Source organism: Actinoplanes campanulatus, assembly GCF_014647795.1.
GTDB lineage: Bacteria > Actinomycetota > Actinomycetes > Mycobacteriales > Micromonosporaceae > Actinoplanes > Actinoplanes campanulatus.
Genome location: NZ_BMPW01000023.1, coordinates 138750 through 154074, shown reverse-complemented (window position 1 = coordinate 154074; position 15325 = coordinate 138750). Strand labels below are relative to the sequence as shown.

Here is a 15325-nt window from a genome sequence, read left to right as displayed (position 1 = left end):
ACGGTAAACGAAAAGAAAACGGCCGGGCGCGCCGTCACGGAATTGCGGCAATGGCTTACCTTGACGGCGTGCCCGCGTTTGTCGAGGCGATGTTCCGGAACGAGACACCGGCCCGCCTGAGACTGTGGACCGCGTCCGCGGTGTGTGCGGCCGTCGCGCTGCTGCTCTCGGTCAGCCTGGTGATGTCCCAGGTGCGTGACCAGATCGGGGTCATCGGCCGGGAAGCCGCCCCGCAGGCCGCCACCGCCGCCGACCTCTACTTCGCCCTCAGTGACCTGGACGCCCAGGTCACCCGCATCCTGCTGGCCGGCGACAGCGACGAGCTGGCCGGCAGCCGGATCGACGCGCTCGGCGCCTACCGGGACCGCGGCTACCAGGTGGACCAGGACCTGCAACGGTCGCTGACCACCGGCACCGGGGAGGCCGAGCGGGCGATCGTGCTCGACCTGATGGACGGGCTCGCCGTCTACCGGCAGCGGGTCGGGCAGGCCGTCACCGCCCAGGCCACCGCCCCGGCGGCCGGCGCCGGGCGGCTCGCCCCGGACGCCCTCGGCTACTACACCCAGGCCACCAACCTGCTGCATCAGCGCCTGCTCCCGGCCGCCCGAGAGCTGCGGGAGGCGGGTACGGAACGGCTCGATGACGCGTACGCCCGGAAAAGCGCCACCGAAGGCACCGGGGTGACCCTCGTCCTGCTCTTCGGCGGCGCCCTGCTCGGGCTCCTCCTCGGCCTCCAGATCTGGCTGGCCCGCCGCTTCCGCCGGACGTGGAGCCCGCCGCTCGCGGTGGCGACCGTCCTTGGCGCGATCCTGGCACTCGCCTCGATCGTGGTCCTGCACGCCCAGTCCGGGCAGCTCTCCGACGGCCGGGACCGTGGCCTCGGCCCCTACCTGGCACTCTCCGAACTGCGCGCGCTCGGCTACGACGCCGCCGCCGACACCGGACGGTATGTGGTCAGCGCCAATCTGGCCTACTACCGCGACGACTTCGACGGCAAGTCGGCATGCCTCACCGGTACGCCCGCCTGCCGTTCGCCGGAGATGTCGCTCGCCCCCTGGGAGACCGAGCCGAGTTCTGCCGCCGCCTCGCCCCGCGGTGGTTTGATCCGGCTGGCCGGAACCGAGACGGCCGACCGGTGGATCGCCTACCAGGCCGGCCACGAGCGCATCCTCACCCTGGCCGACGACGGCCGGACCGCCGAGGCGGTGCGGCTGCTGACCGGCATCCGGAGGGGCGACGCGGCCTTCGACTTCGCCTACTTCGACGCGTCGCTGGCGGGCGTCACCGAGGCGCGCAAGCGGGAGTTCGACCGGGCGCTGCGCGCCGCGGAGAGGACCACGACCGGCTGGGTGGTCCTGCCCGTCGTGACCCTCACGCTGATCGCTCTTCTGATCCCGTACGGGGTACGCCGGCGATTGGCGGAATACCGATGACCTCGTCTCCGAACGTCCGAAAAAGAACCTGGGTCCTCGCCGTCGTGGGGCTGCTCGCGCCGACCGGCTGCGAGGCGCCCGCCACGCCGGCCGCGCCACCGTTCTCCTGCGCGGACGGCACCGCGGCCGGGCAGGGGTCGTCGGCGCAGACCAACGCGGTCAACGCGTGGATCAAGGGCTATCAGATCGCCTGCCCCGACGCGTCCATCGAGTACGCGAGCACCGGCTCCGGCGCCGGTGTGCGCGCCTTCCTCGCCGGCACCGGTGACTTCGCCGGGACCGACACCCCGCTGTCCGGATCTGATCAGAGCCTGGCGGACCGGCGGTGCGAGAGCCGCCCGGCCGTCCATCTGCCGTTGGTGATCGGGCCGATCGCGCTCGCCTACAACGTGGCCGGCGCCGGGGAACTGCGGCTCGCCCCGGCCACCATCGCGAAGATCTTCGGTGGCCGGATCACCACCTGGGACGACCCGGCCATCGCCGCCGACAACCCGGGCGCCGCCCTTCCCACCACGAGGATCCGGGTCGTCCACCGCTCGGACGGCTCCGGCACCACCGACAACCTGCTGCGTTACCTGGCGGCGTCGGCCCCCGCCGACTGGCCGCACGGAACCGGCGGCGACTGGCCGGTCCCCGGCGGCTCCGGATACCGGGGCAGCCAGCGGGTCGCCGCCGCGATCGCCCGTACCGACGGGGCGATCGGGTACGTGGAGCTCTCCTACGCCCGGGTGGACTCGCTGGCGACCGTCCGGGTGGGCACCGCGGACGGCCGGTTCACCGGTCCGTCCGACTACGCCGCGGGCCTCACGGTGGCCGCCGCCCAGGTCACCGGCGCCGGCGGTGACCTGCGCCTGGAGATCGACCACGCATCCGCGTCCGGCGGCGCCTACCCCATCGTGTCGGTCACCTACGAGCTGGTGTGCCGCGGTTCCGTCACCGAGACGGCGCGCAGCTTCCTCGCCTACGCGGCGAGCGGCCCCGGCCAGTCCGCCGCCGAACACGCCGGCTTCACCCCGCTGCCCCCCACCCTCCGCACCCAGGTCGCCCAAACCCTCTCCACCCTCCGCTGACCGGACATCAGGTCCTGCTCAGCCGCCCGTGAATCAGCCGCAGCGGTGACCCCCTCGACCGGGTTGCGGCGGCTTCCATCGGCGGCTGGGGCAGTCCAGCCCGTTGTGGGACCGTTCGCCGGAGGCGACGCACACAATCCGAGTCGCGAGGGCGGGTGGGCGCACACGCAGGGCGTTGTGGGTGCGTCTGTCAGTTCGATGGGCCGGCCGGGCGCACACGCGATCACGATCGTGCGTGCTCACCTGTTCCGGAGGGCCGCCACACAGCGGGCCGGGCAATCGAGTCCCGGCGACGCGGCGAGGCCCCTGCCGGCGTGAGCCCCTGCTGGGGCGAGGCCCTGCTGGCGTGAGGCCCTGGTGGGGTGGGGCCCCTGCTGGGGTGAGGGCGAGCGGGCAGATCAGCCCGGCTGGCGCGGCACAGCCTCGACCCGGCAGACGATCGCGGGGCGCGACGGCACCGTTGCGGCCGGGTGCGGCGAACGCCGTACCGGAAAGGGGTTGGAGAACGACGCGCGGCCACCGTCGCCGCGCTCACCCTGAGCGGAACGGCGGTGCACTCAACACCCCCGCAAAACGCCGCCGGTGTCGAGGCAGCTGATTTGCCGACGCCAGCGGGGTGTGCTGGCGGCGGGAAATCACCTGCCTCGACACCGGTTACAAGGCGTTTTGCCGCGGAGCGAAGCGAAGCCATCAGGCCCAGCGTTTTGCCGCGGAGCGAAGCGAAGCCATCAAGCACAGCACAGTTCCCGGGTGGCCGGGGCGAAGGGGAAGGTCGGCCACCCGGGAACGCGCGTCAGGGGCGCGGGTTGCCGTAGTAGGCGCCCGGGCCGTGCTTGCGTTTGAAGTGGCGTTCCTGGAGGTGCGGCGGGGTGGCGGCGGCCGGGTTGAGGGCGAGTGTCTTGATGGCCATCTCGGCGACCGCTTCGAGGATGATGCCGTGTTCGACGGACTTCTTCGGGGTGGCGCCCCACGTGAACGGGCCGTGGTTGGCGACGAGCGCGGCGGGCATGCCGGCGGCGGCCGTGTCGTCGCCGATGCGTTCGACGATGACGCGGCCGGTGTTCAGCTCGTAGTCGGTGGCGCATTCGTCGGCGGTGAGGCCGCGGGTGACCGGGACGGGGCCGTCGAAGGTGTCGGCGTGTGTCGTGCCGAGGACCGGGATGTCGCGGTCGGCCTGGGCGAACGCGACGGCGTTCGTCGAGTGGGTGTGGGTGACGCCGCCGATCGACGGCCACGCGAGGTAGAAGGCGCGGTGGCTTTCGCTGTCGACGGACGGGCGCAGGTCGCCCTCGATGACCTTGCCGGTCTCCAGGTCGACGGGGACCATGTCGTCCTCGGTGAGGTCCGAGTACGCCACGCCGGACGGCTTGATCAGGTAGTAGCCGCCCTCGCGGTCGATGCCGCTGACGTTGCCCCAGGTCAGCTGGGCGAGCCCGGCCGCCGGGATCATCTGGTTGGCCAGCAGCACGGCCCGGCGCAGGTCCGGTGAACCGTAAGTCACGTCGTCGTCTCCTCGACCGCCATTGTTAGCGCTAACGATAGAGATCTTCCGCGTGACGACACAAGTCCGAAACGCAGGCGATGTTAGCGATCAACTCCGGCGCGGCGGGCGGGGCGCTCCAGGTGGCGCGGGACGTTCCCGGCCGGTGGTCGTGGCTGCGGGACCCGGGTGGAGGCGGAGGGCAGCGACGGCGCGCGCCAGGTGAACCGGACCCCGTCGAGCTCGATGGTCTCGCCGGCCGCGCAGAGCCCGGACATACGCTCGCCCTCGACGTCGCCGCGTCCGTAGACGATCATCAGCCGGGTCTCCGCCGTGGGACTGCCGGCCGTGGTGTGCACGGCCCAGACCTCACCGTAGCCGCGCAGGCCGGTGCCGCCCGTGGTCAGCAGCGAGGCGCGGCCACGCAGCGGCACGACCAGCTCGTGCCCGGTGACGTCACGGATGTGCAGGGTGCCGGAGAGCCGGGGCACCTTGCGCCGAAACCACCCGCCCGCCCCGGAGGCCACTGTTCACCGTCCGTTCTCGTCGTTGAGCACTCCTCGGACTGTAGTGCTCCGTGGCCAGGACGCAACCGTCCGTCACCCGGCCGGGGCCGCGGCGCTGGTCCGGGGGACGAGGCGGGGCGCTACCACCACACCGTCCGGTGGGGTGTCGCCGTCGGGCAGGTCCAGGTGGCGCAGCAGCAGGGCGAGCGCGCGGCGGCCGAGTTCGGCGAAGTCCTGGTGGACGGTGGTGAGCGGAGGTAGGAAATATCCCGAGTCAGGCATGTCGTCGAAACCGACCACGCTCACCTCCTCGGGCACCCGGCGGCCGGACTCGTGCATGGCGCGCAGCACGCCCAGGGCGATCCGGTCGTTGGCGCAGAACACCGCGGTGACCGCCGGGTCGGCGGCCAGGCGGCGGCCCTGCTCGTAGCCGGCGGCGGCGTCCCACCAGCCGGCGGTCACCGGCGGCACGACGGCGCCGGCCGCGTACAGGGTCTCGCGCCAGCCGTCCACCCGGGCCTGCGCCTCCGGCCAGTCGAGCGGGCCGGCGACATGGTGGACGGTGGCGTGACCGAGGTCGAGCAGGTGCCGGGTGGCGAGACGGGCGCCGGCGGTGTTGTCCACCCGTACGGTCGGGAAGCCGGCCTGCCCGTCCCCGCCCACCGCGACGCACGCCATCCCGGCCGGGGCGTGGGTGAGCGCCGTGGTGACGGCCGGTTTCGGGGCGATCGCGATGATCCCGTCGACGCCGTGCTGGACCAGGCGGTCGACGGCTTCGAGCACGGGGCGGTGCGACAGGTCCCGGACGGTGGCGACGCTGACCAGGTAGCCGGCGGCACGTGCGGCGCTCTCGATGCCGTACAGCATGGACTCCGGCCCGAACAGGGTGGTCTCGAAGCCGACGATGCCGAGGGTGTGCGACTCCCGGGTGGCCAGGGTCCGCGCGGCGAGGTTCCGGCGGTAGTTGAGCGATCGCATCGCGGCCAGCACGCGTTCCCGGGTCTCGGCCCGAACGTTGGGATGCTCGTTGATGACCCGCGAGACGGTCTGGTGCGAGACACCGGCCAGTTTGGCCACGTCGCGCATGACGCTCCCGCGCTCCTTGGGCGATCGCCGGGAAACGGGTACGGGCAGGTCAGCGGTGGCCTCGGGAGCTCCCGGCGCCGGCTCAGATGTCGCCATTGGATGATTCCTAGCAGCTTGTGTCCGATCACCAGCGGTGACGTGGGCGTTCTTGCAACCTTTACGAAACAGCGATCAGGATCTCTTGACGAGCGGGATGAGAACGGTAACACTCTCGAAACGCAAGCTGTGACGGCGATCGCAACACACCGCGATCTTCGCGGCCTGGAGCGTGGACGCTTCAGCCGCTAATTATTTGTGAACGGTAACAGTTTCGGGAGGTTATGGTGCGCAGGAACTACGCGGCCGCGGTCCTCGGTGGTCTCATGCTGGTCTCCTCGCTCGCCGGTTGCGGCGGCGGGGACAGCGGCTCCGAGAGTGGCAGCGACGACAAACTGGTTCTCGGGTTCTCCCAGGTGGGTGCCGAGAGCGGCTGGCGTACCGCGAACACCAAGTCGATCCAGGAGTCCGCCAAGGCGGCCGGGATCGAGCTGAAGTTCTCCGACGCGCAGGGTAAGCAGGAGAACCAGATCTCCGCTATCCGCTCTTTCATCACGCAGAAGGTCGACGTCATCGCCTTCTCGCCGGTGGTCGTCTCCGGCTGGGACGCGGTGCTCAAGGAGGCCAAGGACGCCGGCATCCCGGTCATCCTGACCGACCGCGCGGTCGACGCGCAGGACACCTCGCTGTACGAGAGCTTCATCGGCTCGGACTTCGTCGAGGAGGGCAAGAAGGCCGGCGAGTGGCTGGCCAAGGAGTACGAGGGCAAGACCGAGCCGGTCAACATCGTCGAGCTGCAGGGCACCACGGGTTCGGCCCCGGCCCTGGACCGGCAGAAGGGCTTCGCCGACGCGATCGCGTCGAACCCGAACCTGAAGATCGTGAAGTCGCAGACCGGTGACTTCAAGCGCGCCGACGGCAAGACGGTCATGGAGACCTTCCTGCAGTCCACGCCGGACATCGACGTGCTTTACGCTCACAACGACGACATGGGTCTCGGTGCCATCGAGGCGATCGAGGCGGCCGGCAAGAAGCCCGGCACCGACATCAAGATCATCACGGTGGACGCGGTCAAGGACGGCATGACCGCCCTGGCCGACGGCAAGATCAACTACATCGTCGAGTGCAGCCCGCTCCTCGGCCCGCAGCTGATGGAGCTCGCCAAGAAGGTCGACGCCGGCGAGACGGTGGAGAAGCGGGTTCTCACCAAGGAGACCACCTTCACCCAGGAGCAGGCCAAGACCGAGCTCCCCAACCGCCAGTACTGATTGATCTGCTCGCGGGTCGCCCCGGCCGTCATCGGCCGGGGCGCCTGCGGCGCTCGAAACGGAGCACTCCATGGGCGAGCAGTCCCCGGTCCTCGAGATGACCGGAATCAGAAAAGTCTTCCCCGGCGTCGTCGCCCTCGACGGCGTCGATTTCCGCATGTTCCCGGGTGAGGTTCACGCCCTCATGGGCGAGAACGGGGCCGGCAAGTCCACCCTCATCAAGACACTCACCGGCGTCTACGAGATCGACGGCGGCGAGATCAAGCTCGGCGGCGTCCCGGTGCGGATCTCCGGGCCGCTCCAGGCCCAGCAGGCCGGCGTGAGCACGGTGTACCAGGAGGTCAACCTCTGCACCAACCTCTCGGTGGCGGAGAACATCTTCATCGGCCGTGAGCCGCGCCGGTTCGGCAAGATCCAATGGGGCAGGATGCGGCGCCGTGCCGCGGAGCTGCTCGCCCGGCTCGACCTCGACCTCGACGTGTCGGCGCCGCTCAGCTCGTACTCGCTGGCGATCCAGCAGATGGTGGCGATCGCGCGCGCCATCGACGTCGAGGCGCGGGTGCTGATCCTCGACGAGCCGACCTCCAGCCTGGACGCCTCCGAGGTGGAGCAGCTGTTCCGGGTCATGCGCCAGCTCAAGGAGAGCGGCGTGGCGATCCTGTTCGTCTCGCACTTCCTGGACCAGATCTACGAGGTCTCCGACCGGCTCACCGTGCTGCGCAACGGTCAGCTGATCAGCGAGCACCGCGTCGAGGAGCTGTCCCAGGTACAGCTCGTCGAGAAGATGATCGGCAAGGAGCTCGCGGCGCTGGAGGACCTGGAGGACAAGGCACAGCGCAACCGGGAGCGGGCGGCCGAGGCCAAGCCGATCCTGGAGGCCAGGGGGCTGGGCCGGACCGGCGCGATCGCCCCGTACGACCTGACCATCCACGAGGGTGAGGTGGTCGGGCTGGCCGGTCTGCTCGGCTCCGGGCGTACCGAGCTGGCCCGTCTGCTGTTCGGCGCGGACAAGGCCGACCACGGTGAGCTGGCGGTGGCCGGCAAGCCGGTGAACCTGCGCAACCCGCAGGTCGCGATGAGGCAGGGGATCGCCTTCTCCTCGGAGAACCGGCGGACCGAGGGCATCATCGGCGACCTCACCGTCCGGGAGAACATCATCCTGGCGTTGCAGGCGGCCCGCGGCTGGACCCGGCCGATCCCGCGCAAGAAGCAGGACGAGATCGTCGACAAGTACATCAAGGCCCTCCAGATCCGGCCCGCCGATCCGGAGCGCCCGGTGCGCAATCTGAGCGGCGGCAACCAGCAGAAGGTGCTGCTCGCCCGGTGGCTGATCACCGAGCCCAGGCTCCTGATCATCGACGAGCCGACCCGTGGCATCGACGTCGGCGCCAAGGCGGAGATCCAGAAACTGGTGGCCGAACTGTCCGACGGCGGCATGGCGGTGCTGTTCGTCAGCGCCGAGCTGGAGGAGGTCCTCCGGCTCAGCCACAAGATCGCCGTGCTGCGTGACCGGCGGCTGGTCGAGGAGCTGGAGAACACCGCCGGAGTGGACGCCGACCGCATCATGCAGACCATCGCCAGCGGAGCTACCTCATGACCAGCATTCTCAAGAACCGGCTGTTCTGGCCAGCGGCGATCCTGGTCGTGCTGCTGGTCATCAACATGTTCACCTCCAGGCAGTTCGTGACGGTGCAGGACGGGCACCTGTTCGGCACCCTCATCGACATCCTGCGCAACAGCGCGCCGCTGATCCTGGTCGGGCTCGGCATGACACTGGTCATCTCGACCGGCGGCATCGACCTCTCGGTCGGCTCGGTGATGGCGATCTCGGCGGCCGTGGCCTGTCTGCTGATCCAGGACCTCGACGACCAGAACAGCGTCGGACCGGTGCTGCTGATCATCGGTATCGCGATCGTGGTGTCGATGCTGATGGGCCTGTGGAACGGCGCTCTGGTGGCGATCATCGGCATCCAGCCCATCATCGCGACGCTCATCCTGATGGTGGCCGGTCGCGGCATCGCCCAGCTGATCACCGACGGCCAGATCATCAACGTGCAGTCCGGCCCGTACGCGACCATCGCCTCGGGCTTCTTCGCCGCCCTGCCGGTGGCTCTGCTCATCGCGGTGGCGGCCACCGTCCTGATCCTGCTGCTGACCCGGCGCACCGCGCTCGGCCTGCTGCTGGAGTCGGTCGGCGGCAGCCCCACGGCGAGCCGGCTGGCCGGTATCGGCGCCCGGCGGATCACGATCATGGTGTACGTGGTGGCGGGCGGTCTCGCGGGTCTCGCCGGCCTGATCTACAGCGCCAACATCAAGAGCGCGGACAGCATCTCGGCCGGCAACCTCATCGAGCTCGACGCCATCCTGGCCGTGGTGATCGGTGGCACCGCCCTGGTCGGTGGCCGGTTCTCGATCGCCGGCACCGTGCTGGGCGCCGTCCTGATCCAGACTCTCGCCGTCACGGTGGTCGCGGTCGGCATCCCGTCCGAGGCGAACCTGCTGTTCAAGGCGGTCGTCGTGGTGGCGCTCTGCCTGTTCCAGTCCCCGACCCTCCGGGAGAAGGTCTTCGGGCGACTCACCCCGCGTACGGCCCGAGCGGAGGTTCCCGCATGACCACCGTCGACATGACCCCGGTTACCGACAAGGGGACGCCGACCAACCCGCGCCGGCGGGTCTACCGGCCGAACGCCAAGTACATCCCGATCATCGCGACCCTGTCGCTGCTGGCGATCATGTACAGCAGCGGCGTGGCGAACTACGAGAACTTCGGCGACCCGAGCGTCTTCGTCAACCTGTTCCGGGACAACGCCGTGCTGCTCGTGGTCGCGGTCGGGATGACCTTCGTGATCCTGACCGGCGGCATCGACCTCTCGGTCGGCGCGGTGATCTCGCTGACCACGGTGCTGACCGCGACGCTGCTCAAGGGCGGCTGGCCTCCGCTGGTGGTGCTGCCGGCGGTGCTGATCCTCGGCGCCCTGATCGGCGCCGGACAGGGCGCGGTGATCCACTTCTTCAAGGTGGAGCCGTTCATCGCCACCCTGGCCGGGCTCTTCCTGGCGCGGGGCACGGCGCTGACCATCAACCAGCAGTCCATCCCGATCCGGGACGACATGTGGAAGGCGATCTCGGAGTACCGGATCGTGCTCGCCGAGGGCGTCGTCACCAAGCCGATCGCCATCGTCGCGATGCTCGCCGTGCTGATCGCCGCGGTCACGCTGGCCTGGACCCGGTTCGGCCGCAACGTGTACGCGATCGGCGGCAACGCGGACTCGGCGCTGCTCATGGGCCTGCCGGTAGGCCGTACGAAGATCGCCGTCTACACCCTGAGCGGCTTCTGCGCGGCGCTCGGCGGTGTGTTGTTCAGCATCAACTCCACCTCCGGCTGGGCACTCCAGGGCAACGGTCTCGAACTGGACGCGATCGCCGCCTGCGTCATCGGCGGTGTGCTGCTGACCGGCGGCTCCGGCTACGTCTGGGGCACCCTGCTCGGCGTCCTGGTCACCGGCCTCATCCAGACGATCATCAACTTCCAGGGCGACCTCAACTCGGCCTGGACCCGGATCATCGTCGGCGTCCTGCTCTTCGCCTTCATCGTGTTGCAGCGTCTGGTCACGAGAAAGGCGAGATGAACGACATGAACAGCGACAAGCGTGAGAAGGGCGTCAAATGAGCAACGGGGAAATCTGGTTCCTCACCGGTAGCCAGGGACTGTACGGCCCGGAGACCCTCGAGCAGGTCGCCTCCCAGTCCCGTGAGATCGCCGCCCGGCTGGACGCCCAGCTCGACGCGGACGTCGTCTGGCAGCCGGTCCTCACCAGCCCGGAACAGATCCTGGACGTCTGCCGGCGGGCCTCCTCGACGCCCGGCGTGCTCGGTGTGGTCGCCTGGATGCACACGTTCTCGCCGGCCAAGATGTGGATCGCCGGCCTGGACGCGCTGCGTGCGCCGCTGCTGCACCTGCACACCCAGCACAACGTCGAGCTGCCCTGGTCCGAGATCGACATGGACTTCATGAACCTCAACCAGGCCGCCCACGGCGACCGGGAGTTCGGGTTCATCGAGGCCCGGCTCGGGGTGCCGCGCAAGACGGTGGCCGGCCACGTCAGCAACCCGGCCGTGGTCGCGCGGATCGCCACCTGGGTCAAGGCGGCCCGCGGCTACTCGGCGATGCGCAGTCTCAAGCTGGCCCGCTTCGGTGACAACATGCGCGACGTCGCGGTCACCGAGGGCGACAAGGTCGAGGCGCAGCTGCGCTTCGGGGTCTCGGTCAACACGTACGGGGTGAACGACCTGGTCGCCGTGGTGGACCAGGTGCTGGACTCGGAGATCGACAAGCTGGTCGCCGAGTACCGGGACACCTACGAGATCGCGCCCGCGCTGCTGGGTGAGCGGCACGAGTCGCTGCGCTACGGCGCCCGGATCGAGCTGGGCCTGCGGCAGTTCCTCACCGAGGGCGGGTTCCGGGCGTTCACCTCGAACTTCGAGGACCTGGGCGGGCTGCGGCAGCTGCCCGGCCTCGCGGTCCAGCGGCTGATGGCCGACGGGTACGGGTTCGGCGGCGAGGGCGACTGGAAGACGTCGGTCCTGGTGCACACGCTCAAGGCGATGGCCCCGGGCGGCGGCACCTCCTTCATGGAGGACTACACGTACGACCTGACGCCGGGCAACGAGGTCATCCTCGGCGCCCACATGCTGGAGGTGTGCCCGACCATCGCGGCCGGCACCCCGAAGCTGGAGATCCACCCGCTCGGCATCGGTGGCCGCGAGGACCCGGTCCGCCTGGTCTTCGACGCGGCGCCCGGCCCGGCCGTGGTGCTCGGCCTGGCCGACCTGGGCGAGCGGTTCCGCCTGGTGGCCAACGAGATCGAGGTCGTCCCGCCGACCGCGCCGCTGCCGAGGCTGCCGGTCGCCCGGGCGGTCTGGAAGCCGGCCCCGTCGCTGTCCACGTCGGCCGAGTGCTGGCTGACCGCGGGCGGCCCGCACCACACCGTGCTGTCGTCGGCGGTGGGTGCGGAGGAGCTGGCCGACCTGGCCGAGATGGTGGGCACCGAGCTGCTGGTGATCGACGAGTCGACCACCACGCGCTCGTTCGCCAAGGAGGTGCGCTGGAACCAGGCGTACCACCGCCTGGCACGCGGCTTCGGCCGCTGACCCGGATCTGAGGGAGAGGCGGCCTGGCCCTTCGAGGCTCAGGCCGCCTCGATCATGATCCAGTCCAGGTCGCCGGCGTAGTAGTCGCAGCCGACGTCGACCTGGTCGCAGTCCAGTTTGCCGCCGATGCTGACCGGCCAGGTGTTGGCGATGGTGCCGGTCCAGCCGGGCTTGGAGACGACCTCCTGCCCGTCGATGAGCAGCGCCACCCCGTCCCGGATCCGCAGACAGCGCACCGTGTGCCAGTTGCCGTCGTTGATCCGTACCGGCGACCACATCTCGCGGGTGCCCACCGATCCCCGGAAGGTGCAGGTCGGGCGCCCGCTCGGGATCTGCATCTTGAAGCTTCCGCCGGGCACGGTGGCCTGGCCCTTCTGGATGATGTTGCCGAACTTGTGGGTGGTCCTCAGCCGTACCGTGACGGCGAAGTCACGGTCGCCGGGATCGAGGTCCGGATGGTCGGGAACACTGACCAGATGGCCGGGCCGGGCGGGCGGGGTGTCCGGCTCCAGCCGGTCGAATCGGTAGCCGTGGCTGGACTCGGTGGCCATACCTATGCCGACGTCCGGTCCGATCCGGCCGTTGTGGCCGCGCCCGGTGCTGTCGGCCATCCAGTGCGAGCCCCGGCTCTCGTCCATCATCCAGATCGCCATCTCGTATCCGGTGGCCGCCCGGGCGGGACTGGGTGCGGAGGCGAACACGCAGGTCAGTACGGCCGTGACGGCCAGTGTGCGGCGGTATCTCAAGGCTCGTCCTCACTGCGTGGGATTGATGGTCCATTCGAGACTAATGCGATTGATATCCAATTTGTCGGACATTCACAAAGTGGCCCTCGCAAACCTCGAGTCCAGCTTGGTAGCATCCGCCGATCATGGCCGGAAGCCGTCGCTGTGAACCCCCCGGATCCACCCCTCGCAGAGAAGGATCGTGTCGAAGTGCTGCTCAATGGGACTAACGGAGAGACCTCGGAGCATGCGGTGATCGCCCCGAACCCCGGCCTGCCGAACCAGGCCCTCCAGGTGCTGGCCCTCGCCCAGCGCACCGCCGAGGAACACGTCGCCAGCGCCCAGCACCACGCGGACAAGATCCGTACGGACGCGCTGGCCGCCGCCGAGCAGATCGCCCGCGACGCTCAGGCCCACGCCAACAACGTGCGCCGCGAGGCCGACCGGGTGCTGGCCGAGGCCCGCGCCGCCGCCGAGCAGATGGCCCGGGACGCGCAGGCCCGTGCCGAGGAGGCACGGCGTACCGCCGAGAAGATCGTGGCCGACGCCCGCTCCCGCGCGGAGACCGTCAACGCCGACGCGATCGCCGGCGCCGAGCAGCTCAAGCATCAGGCCCAGCAGCGCTACGACGACGTGGTCGGCAGCCTGGGCGCCAAGCGCGAAGCCCTCCAGCAGCAGATCGAGGCGCTGGAGCAGTTCGACCGCGAGTACCGTGGCCGGCTCACCGGCTTCATGCAGAGCCAGCTGCGCGCCCTCTGGGTGGACGCGCCGCAGATGAGCGAGTACGTCGAGGAGGAGCCGGTCGCCGAGGTCCTCGAGGCCGCCCCGGTCCAGCCCCGGCACGCGCAGGCGCACGCCGAGGAGCTGGACGAGGAGCAGGACGACGCCGAGGACGACGACGAGGACCGGTAACCGTCACGCGCCGTGGACGAGATCCCCGTCGACGAAGGTCATCGCGACCCGGGTGGCGGCGATCTCGTCCGGCGGCGCGGCGAACGGGTCCCGGTCGAGGACCACCAGATCGGCACGGTTGCCGGGGCGGACCGTCCCGGTGTCGTCGAGCCGGTTCACGTAGGCCGAGCCGGCCGTGTAGGCGGCCAGCGCGGTGGCCAGATCGAGCCGCTGCCCCGGCAGGAACGGGCCGAGGCCGCTGCCGTGGTGGGCCCGGTTCACCGCGACGTGGATCGCCTGCCACGGGTCCGGCGTGCTGACCGGCCAGTCGCTGCCGCACGCCAGATGCGCCCCGGACCGCCACAGGTCGCCGAACGGGTACTGCCGGTCCACCAGAGCCGGGTCCAGGAACGGGATGGTCAAATCGTCCATCTGCGGCTCGTGCGACGCCCACAGCGCCTGGAGGTTGGCCGTCGCGCCCAGCGCCCGGAACCGCGGCACGTCGTCCGGGTGCACCACCTGGAGATGGGCCAGGTGCGGCCGGGTGTCCCGGAAGCCGTTCGCCGCCCGGGCCGCGGCCACCGCGTCCAGCCCGTCGCGGACCGCCCGGTCGCCGAGCGCGTGGAAGTGCACCTGGAAGCCGTGCCCGTCCAGTTCCGTGACGAAGCCGGGCAAGGACACCGGGTCGATGAACGACAGCCCCCGGTTGGTGGTGGCGCAGCCGCACGCGTCCCGGTACGGCTCGGTCATCGCGGCCGTGAAGTTCTCCGCCACCCCGTCCAGCATCAGCTTCACGCTGTCGCAGCGCAGCCGGCCCACACTGAACCGCTCCCGCTTCGCCAGCAGCTCCGGGATCTGCTCGGCGCCCCGGTCCCGGTCCCACCACAGCGCGCCGACCACGGTCGCGGTCAGCCAGCCCTCGGTCGCGGCCGCCAGATAGGCGTCGGCCACGTCCGGGTAGCCGTTGGTGGCGCACACCATGGCGTCCTGCCAGGCGGTGACACCGAGCGAGTGCAGCAGCGCCTGCGCCCGGCGCAGCCCGGCGATCCGGTCCGCCGTGGTCACCTCCGGCAGCAGGTCGCCGACCAGCTCCATGGCGCCCTCCTGGAGCCCGCCGGCCGGTGAGCCGTCCGGGTTCCGGTCGATCCGGCCGTGCGCCGGGTCCGGGGTGTCCGCGGTGATCCCGGCCAGCTCCAGCGCCCGGCTGTTCACCCACGCGCCGTGATGGTCCCGGTTGATCAGGTACACCGGCCGGTCCGGCGCCACCCGGTCGAGCAGTTCCTTGGCCGGCACCCCGCCCGGGAAGGACTCCATCGACCAGCCACCGCCGGAGATCCAGTCCAGATCCGGGTGGGCGGCCGCGTACGCCGCGACCCGGCGCAGGTACTCGTCCAGGTCGGTGGTCTCGGTCAGGTCGCACTGGTTCAGCTCGACGCCACCCATCACGGCGTGCACGTGCGCGTCCTGGAAGCCGGGCAGCAGCAGGCGCCCGGCCAGGTCCACCACTTCGGTCGCCGGGCCCCGCAGCCCGCTCAGGTCGTCGCCGACCGCGAGGATCCGGCCGCCCCGGACCGCCACCGAGGTGGCCGGCCCGGCGCCCGCGGAGAACACCGGCCCGCCGGCGAAGATCAGGTCTGCGTGGTCACGGGACATCTGGCGAATCCGATCTGCGCGGCGAC

General features: G+C 70.5%; 13 protein-coding genes. 8 read left to right on the top strand and 5 right to left on the bottom strand.

Features of this window, described 5'->3' with window-relative positions; all coding sequences use genetic code 11:
* Positions 1–68 precede the first annotated feature (68 nt).
* Both IEZ13_RS36665 and pstS read left to right on the top strand, forming a co-directional pair.
* Positions 69–1433: a hypothetical protein gene (locus tag IEZ13_RS36665; RefSeq protein ID WP_229795494.1), complete on the top strand. Its 1365-nt coding sequence runs from the start codon at positions 69–71 to the stop codon at positions 1431–1433.
* Positions 1430–2503 (top strand): phosphate ABC transporter substrate-binding protein PstS, encoded by a 1074-nt coding sequence (pstS, locus tag IEZ13_RS36660; protein ID WP_183225531.1) that lies wholly within the window; start codon positions 1430–1432, stop codon positions 2501–2503. Before IEZ13_RS36665 ends, pstS begins: the two co-directional genes overlap by 4 nt.
* A gap of 793 nt (positions 2504–3296) precedes the next feature.
* On the opposite strand, the gene araD is transcribed toward pstS, so the two are convergent.
* The 3 genes from araD to IEZ13_RS36645 form a co-directional block, all read right to left on the bottom strand.
* Entirely contained in the window at positions 3297–4004 is a 708-nt protein-coding gene (gene araD / locus IEZ13_RS36655) for an L-ribulose-5-phosphate 4-epimerase AraD (RefSeq protein WP_183225532.1), read from the bottom strand.
* Between the two features lie 83 nt (positions 4005–4087).
* Entirely contained in the window at positions 4088–4474 is a 387-nt protein-coding gene (locus IEZ13_RS36650) for a hypothetical protein (protein WP_189285768.1), read from the bottom strand.
* Between the two features lie 108 nt (positions 4475–4582).
* On the bottom strand, positions 4583–5575 hold the full coding sequence (locus IEZ13_RS36645) for a LacI family DNA-binding transcriptional regulator (protein ID WP_183225534.1): 993 nt from the start codon (positions 5573–5575) through the stop codon (positions 4583–4585).
* A gap of 320 nt (positions 5576–5895) precedes the next feature.
* Here IEZ13_RS36645 and IEZ13_RS36640 point away from each other — a divergent pair, with 320 nt between their 5' ends.
* The 5 genes from IEZ13_RS36640 to araA all read left to right on the top strand — a co-directional run bounded on the left by IEZ13_RS36640 (position 5896) and on the right by araA (position 12030).
* Positions 5896–6879, top strand: coding sequence for an ABC transporter substrate-binding protein (locus IEZ13_RS36640; protein WP_183225535.1), 984 nt, complete (start codon positions 5896–5898; stop codon positions 6877–6879).
* A 70-nt stretch (positions 6880–6949) separates the two neighbouring features.
* On the top strand, positions 6950–8476 hold the full coding sequence (locus tag IEZ13_RS36635; RefSeq protein WP_183225536.1) for a sugar ABC transporter ATP-binding protein: 1527 nt from the start codon (positions 6950–6952) through the stop codon (positions 8474–8476).
* The gene (locus IEZ13_RS36630) at positions 8473–9492 is read left to right on the top strand and encodes an ABC transporter permease (RefSeq protein WP_183225537.1); all 1020 of its coding nucleotides are present in this window, start codon (positions 8473–8475) and stop codon (positions 9490–9492) included. Before IEZ13_RS36635 ends, IEZ13_RS36630 begins: the two co-directional genes overlap by 4 nt.
* A complete protein-coding gene (yjfF, locus tag IEZ13_RS36625; RefSeq protein ID WP_183225538.1) occupies positions 9489–10508 on the top strand; it encodes a galactofuranose ABC transporter, permease protein YjfF in 1020 nt (339 codons plus the stop codon). The genes IEZ13_RS36630 and yjfF overlap by 4 nt, the downstream gene beginning before the upstream one ends.
* A gap of 37 nt (positions 10509–10545) precedes the next feature.
* Positions 10546–12030: an L-arabinose isomerase gene (gene araA / locus IEZ13_RS36620; protein WP_183225539.1), complete on the top strand. Its 1485-nt coding sequence runs from the start codon at positions 10546–10548 to the stop codon at positions 12028–12030.
* 38 nt (positions 12031–12068) lie between these two features.
* Here the strand turns inward: araA and IEZ13_RS36615 are convergent, their stop codons facing one another.
* Positions 12069–12776 (bottom strand): laminin G domain-containing protein, encoded by a 708-nt coding sequence (locus tag IEZ13_RS36615; protein WP_183225540.1) that lies wholly within the window; start codon positions 12774–12776, stop codon positions 12069–12071.
* A gap of 231 nt (positions 12777–13007) precedes the next feature.
* On the opposite strand from IEZ13_RS36615, the gene IEZ13_RS36610 reads away from it, so the two are divergent.
* Entirely contained in the window at positions 13008–13667 is a 660-nt protein-coding gene (locus tag IEZ13_RS36610) for a hypothetical protein (RefSeq protein WP_229795492.1), read from the top strand.
* A gap of 3 nt (positions 13668–13670) precedes the next feature.
* Here the strand turns inward: IEZ13_RS36610 and IEZ13_RS36605 are convergent, their stop codons facing one another.
* A complete protein-coding gene (locus IEZ13_RS36605; protein WP_183225542.1) occupies positions 13671–15299 on the bottom strand; it encodes an amidohydrolase in 1629 nt (542 codons plus the stop codon).
* Positions 15300–15325: the final 26 nt, after the last annotated feature.

What these genes read in the sequence shown, in the direction of transcription:
- araA (WP_183225539.1), top strand. Translation starts at nt 10,546, where the DNA reads ATGAGCAACGGGGAAATCTGGTTCCTCACCGGTAGCCAGGGACTGTAC.
- yjfF (WP_183225538.1), top strand. Translation starts at nt 9,489, where the DNA reads ATGACCACCGTCGACATGACCCCGGTTACCGACAAGGGGACGCCGACC.
- pstS (WP_183225531.1), top strand. Translation starts at nt 1,430, where the DNA reads ATGACCTCGTCTCCGAACGTCCGAAAAAGAACCTGGGTCCTCGCCGTC.
- IEZ13_RS36605 (WP_183225542.1), bottom strand. Translation starts at nt 15,299, where the DNA reads ATGTCCCGTGACCACGCAGACCTGATCTTCGCCGGCGGGCCGGTGTTC.
- IEZ13_RS36630 (WP_183225537.1), top strand. Translation starts at nt 8,473, where the DNA reads ATGACCAGCATTCTCAAGAACCGGCTGTTCTGGCCAGCGGCGATCCTG.
- IEZ13_RS36640 (WP_183225535.1), top strand. Translation starts at nt 5,896, where the DNA reads ATGGTGCGCAGGAACTACGCGGCCGCGGTCCTCGGTGGTCTCATGCTG.
- IEZ13_RS36635 (WP_183225536.1), top strand. Translation starts at nt 6,950, where the DNA reads ATGGGCGAGCAGTCCCCGGTCCTCGAGATGACCGGAATCAGAAAAGTC.
- IEZ13_RS36645 (WP_183225534.1), bottom strand. Translation starts at nt 5,575, where the DNA reads ATGCGCGACGTGGCCAAACTGGCCGGTGTCTCGCACCAGACCGTCTCG.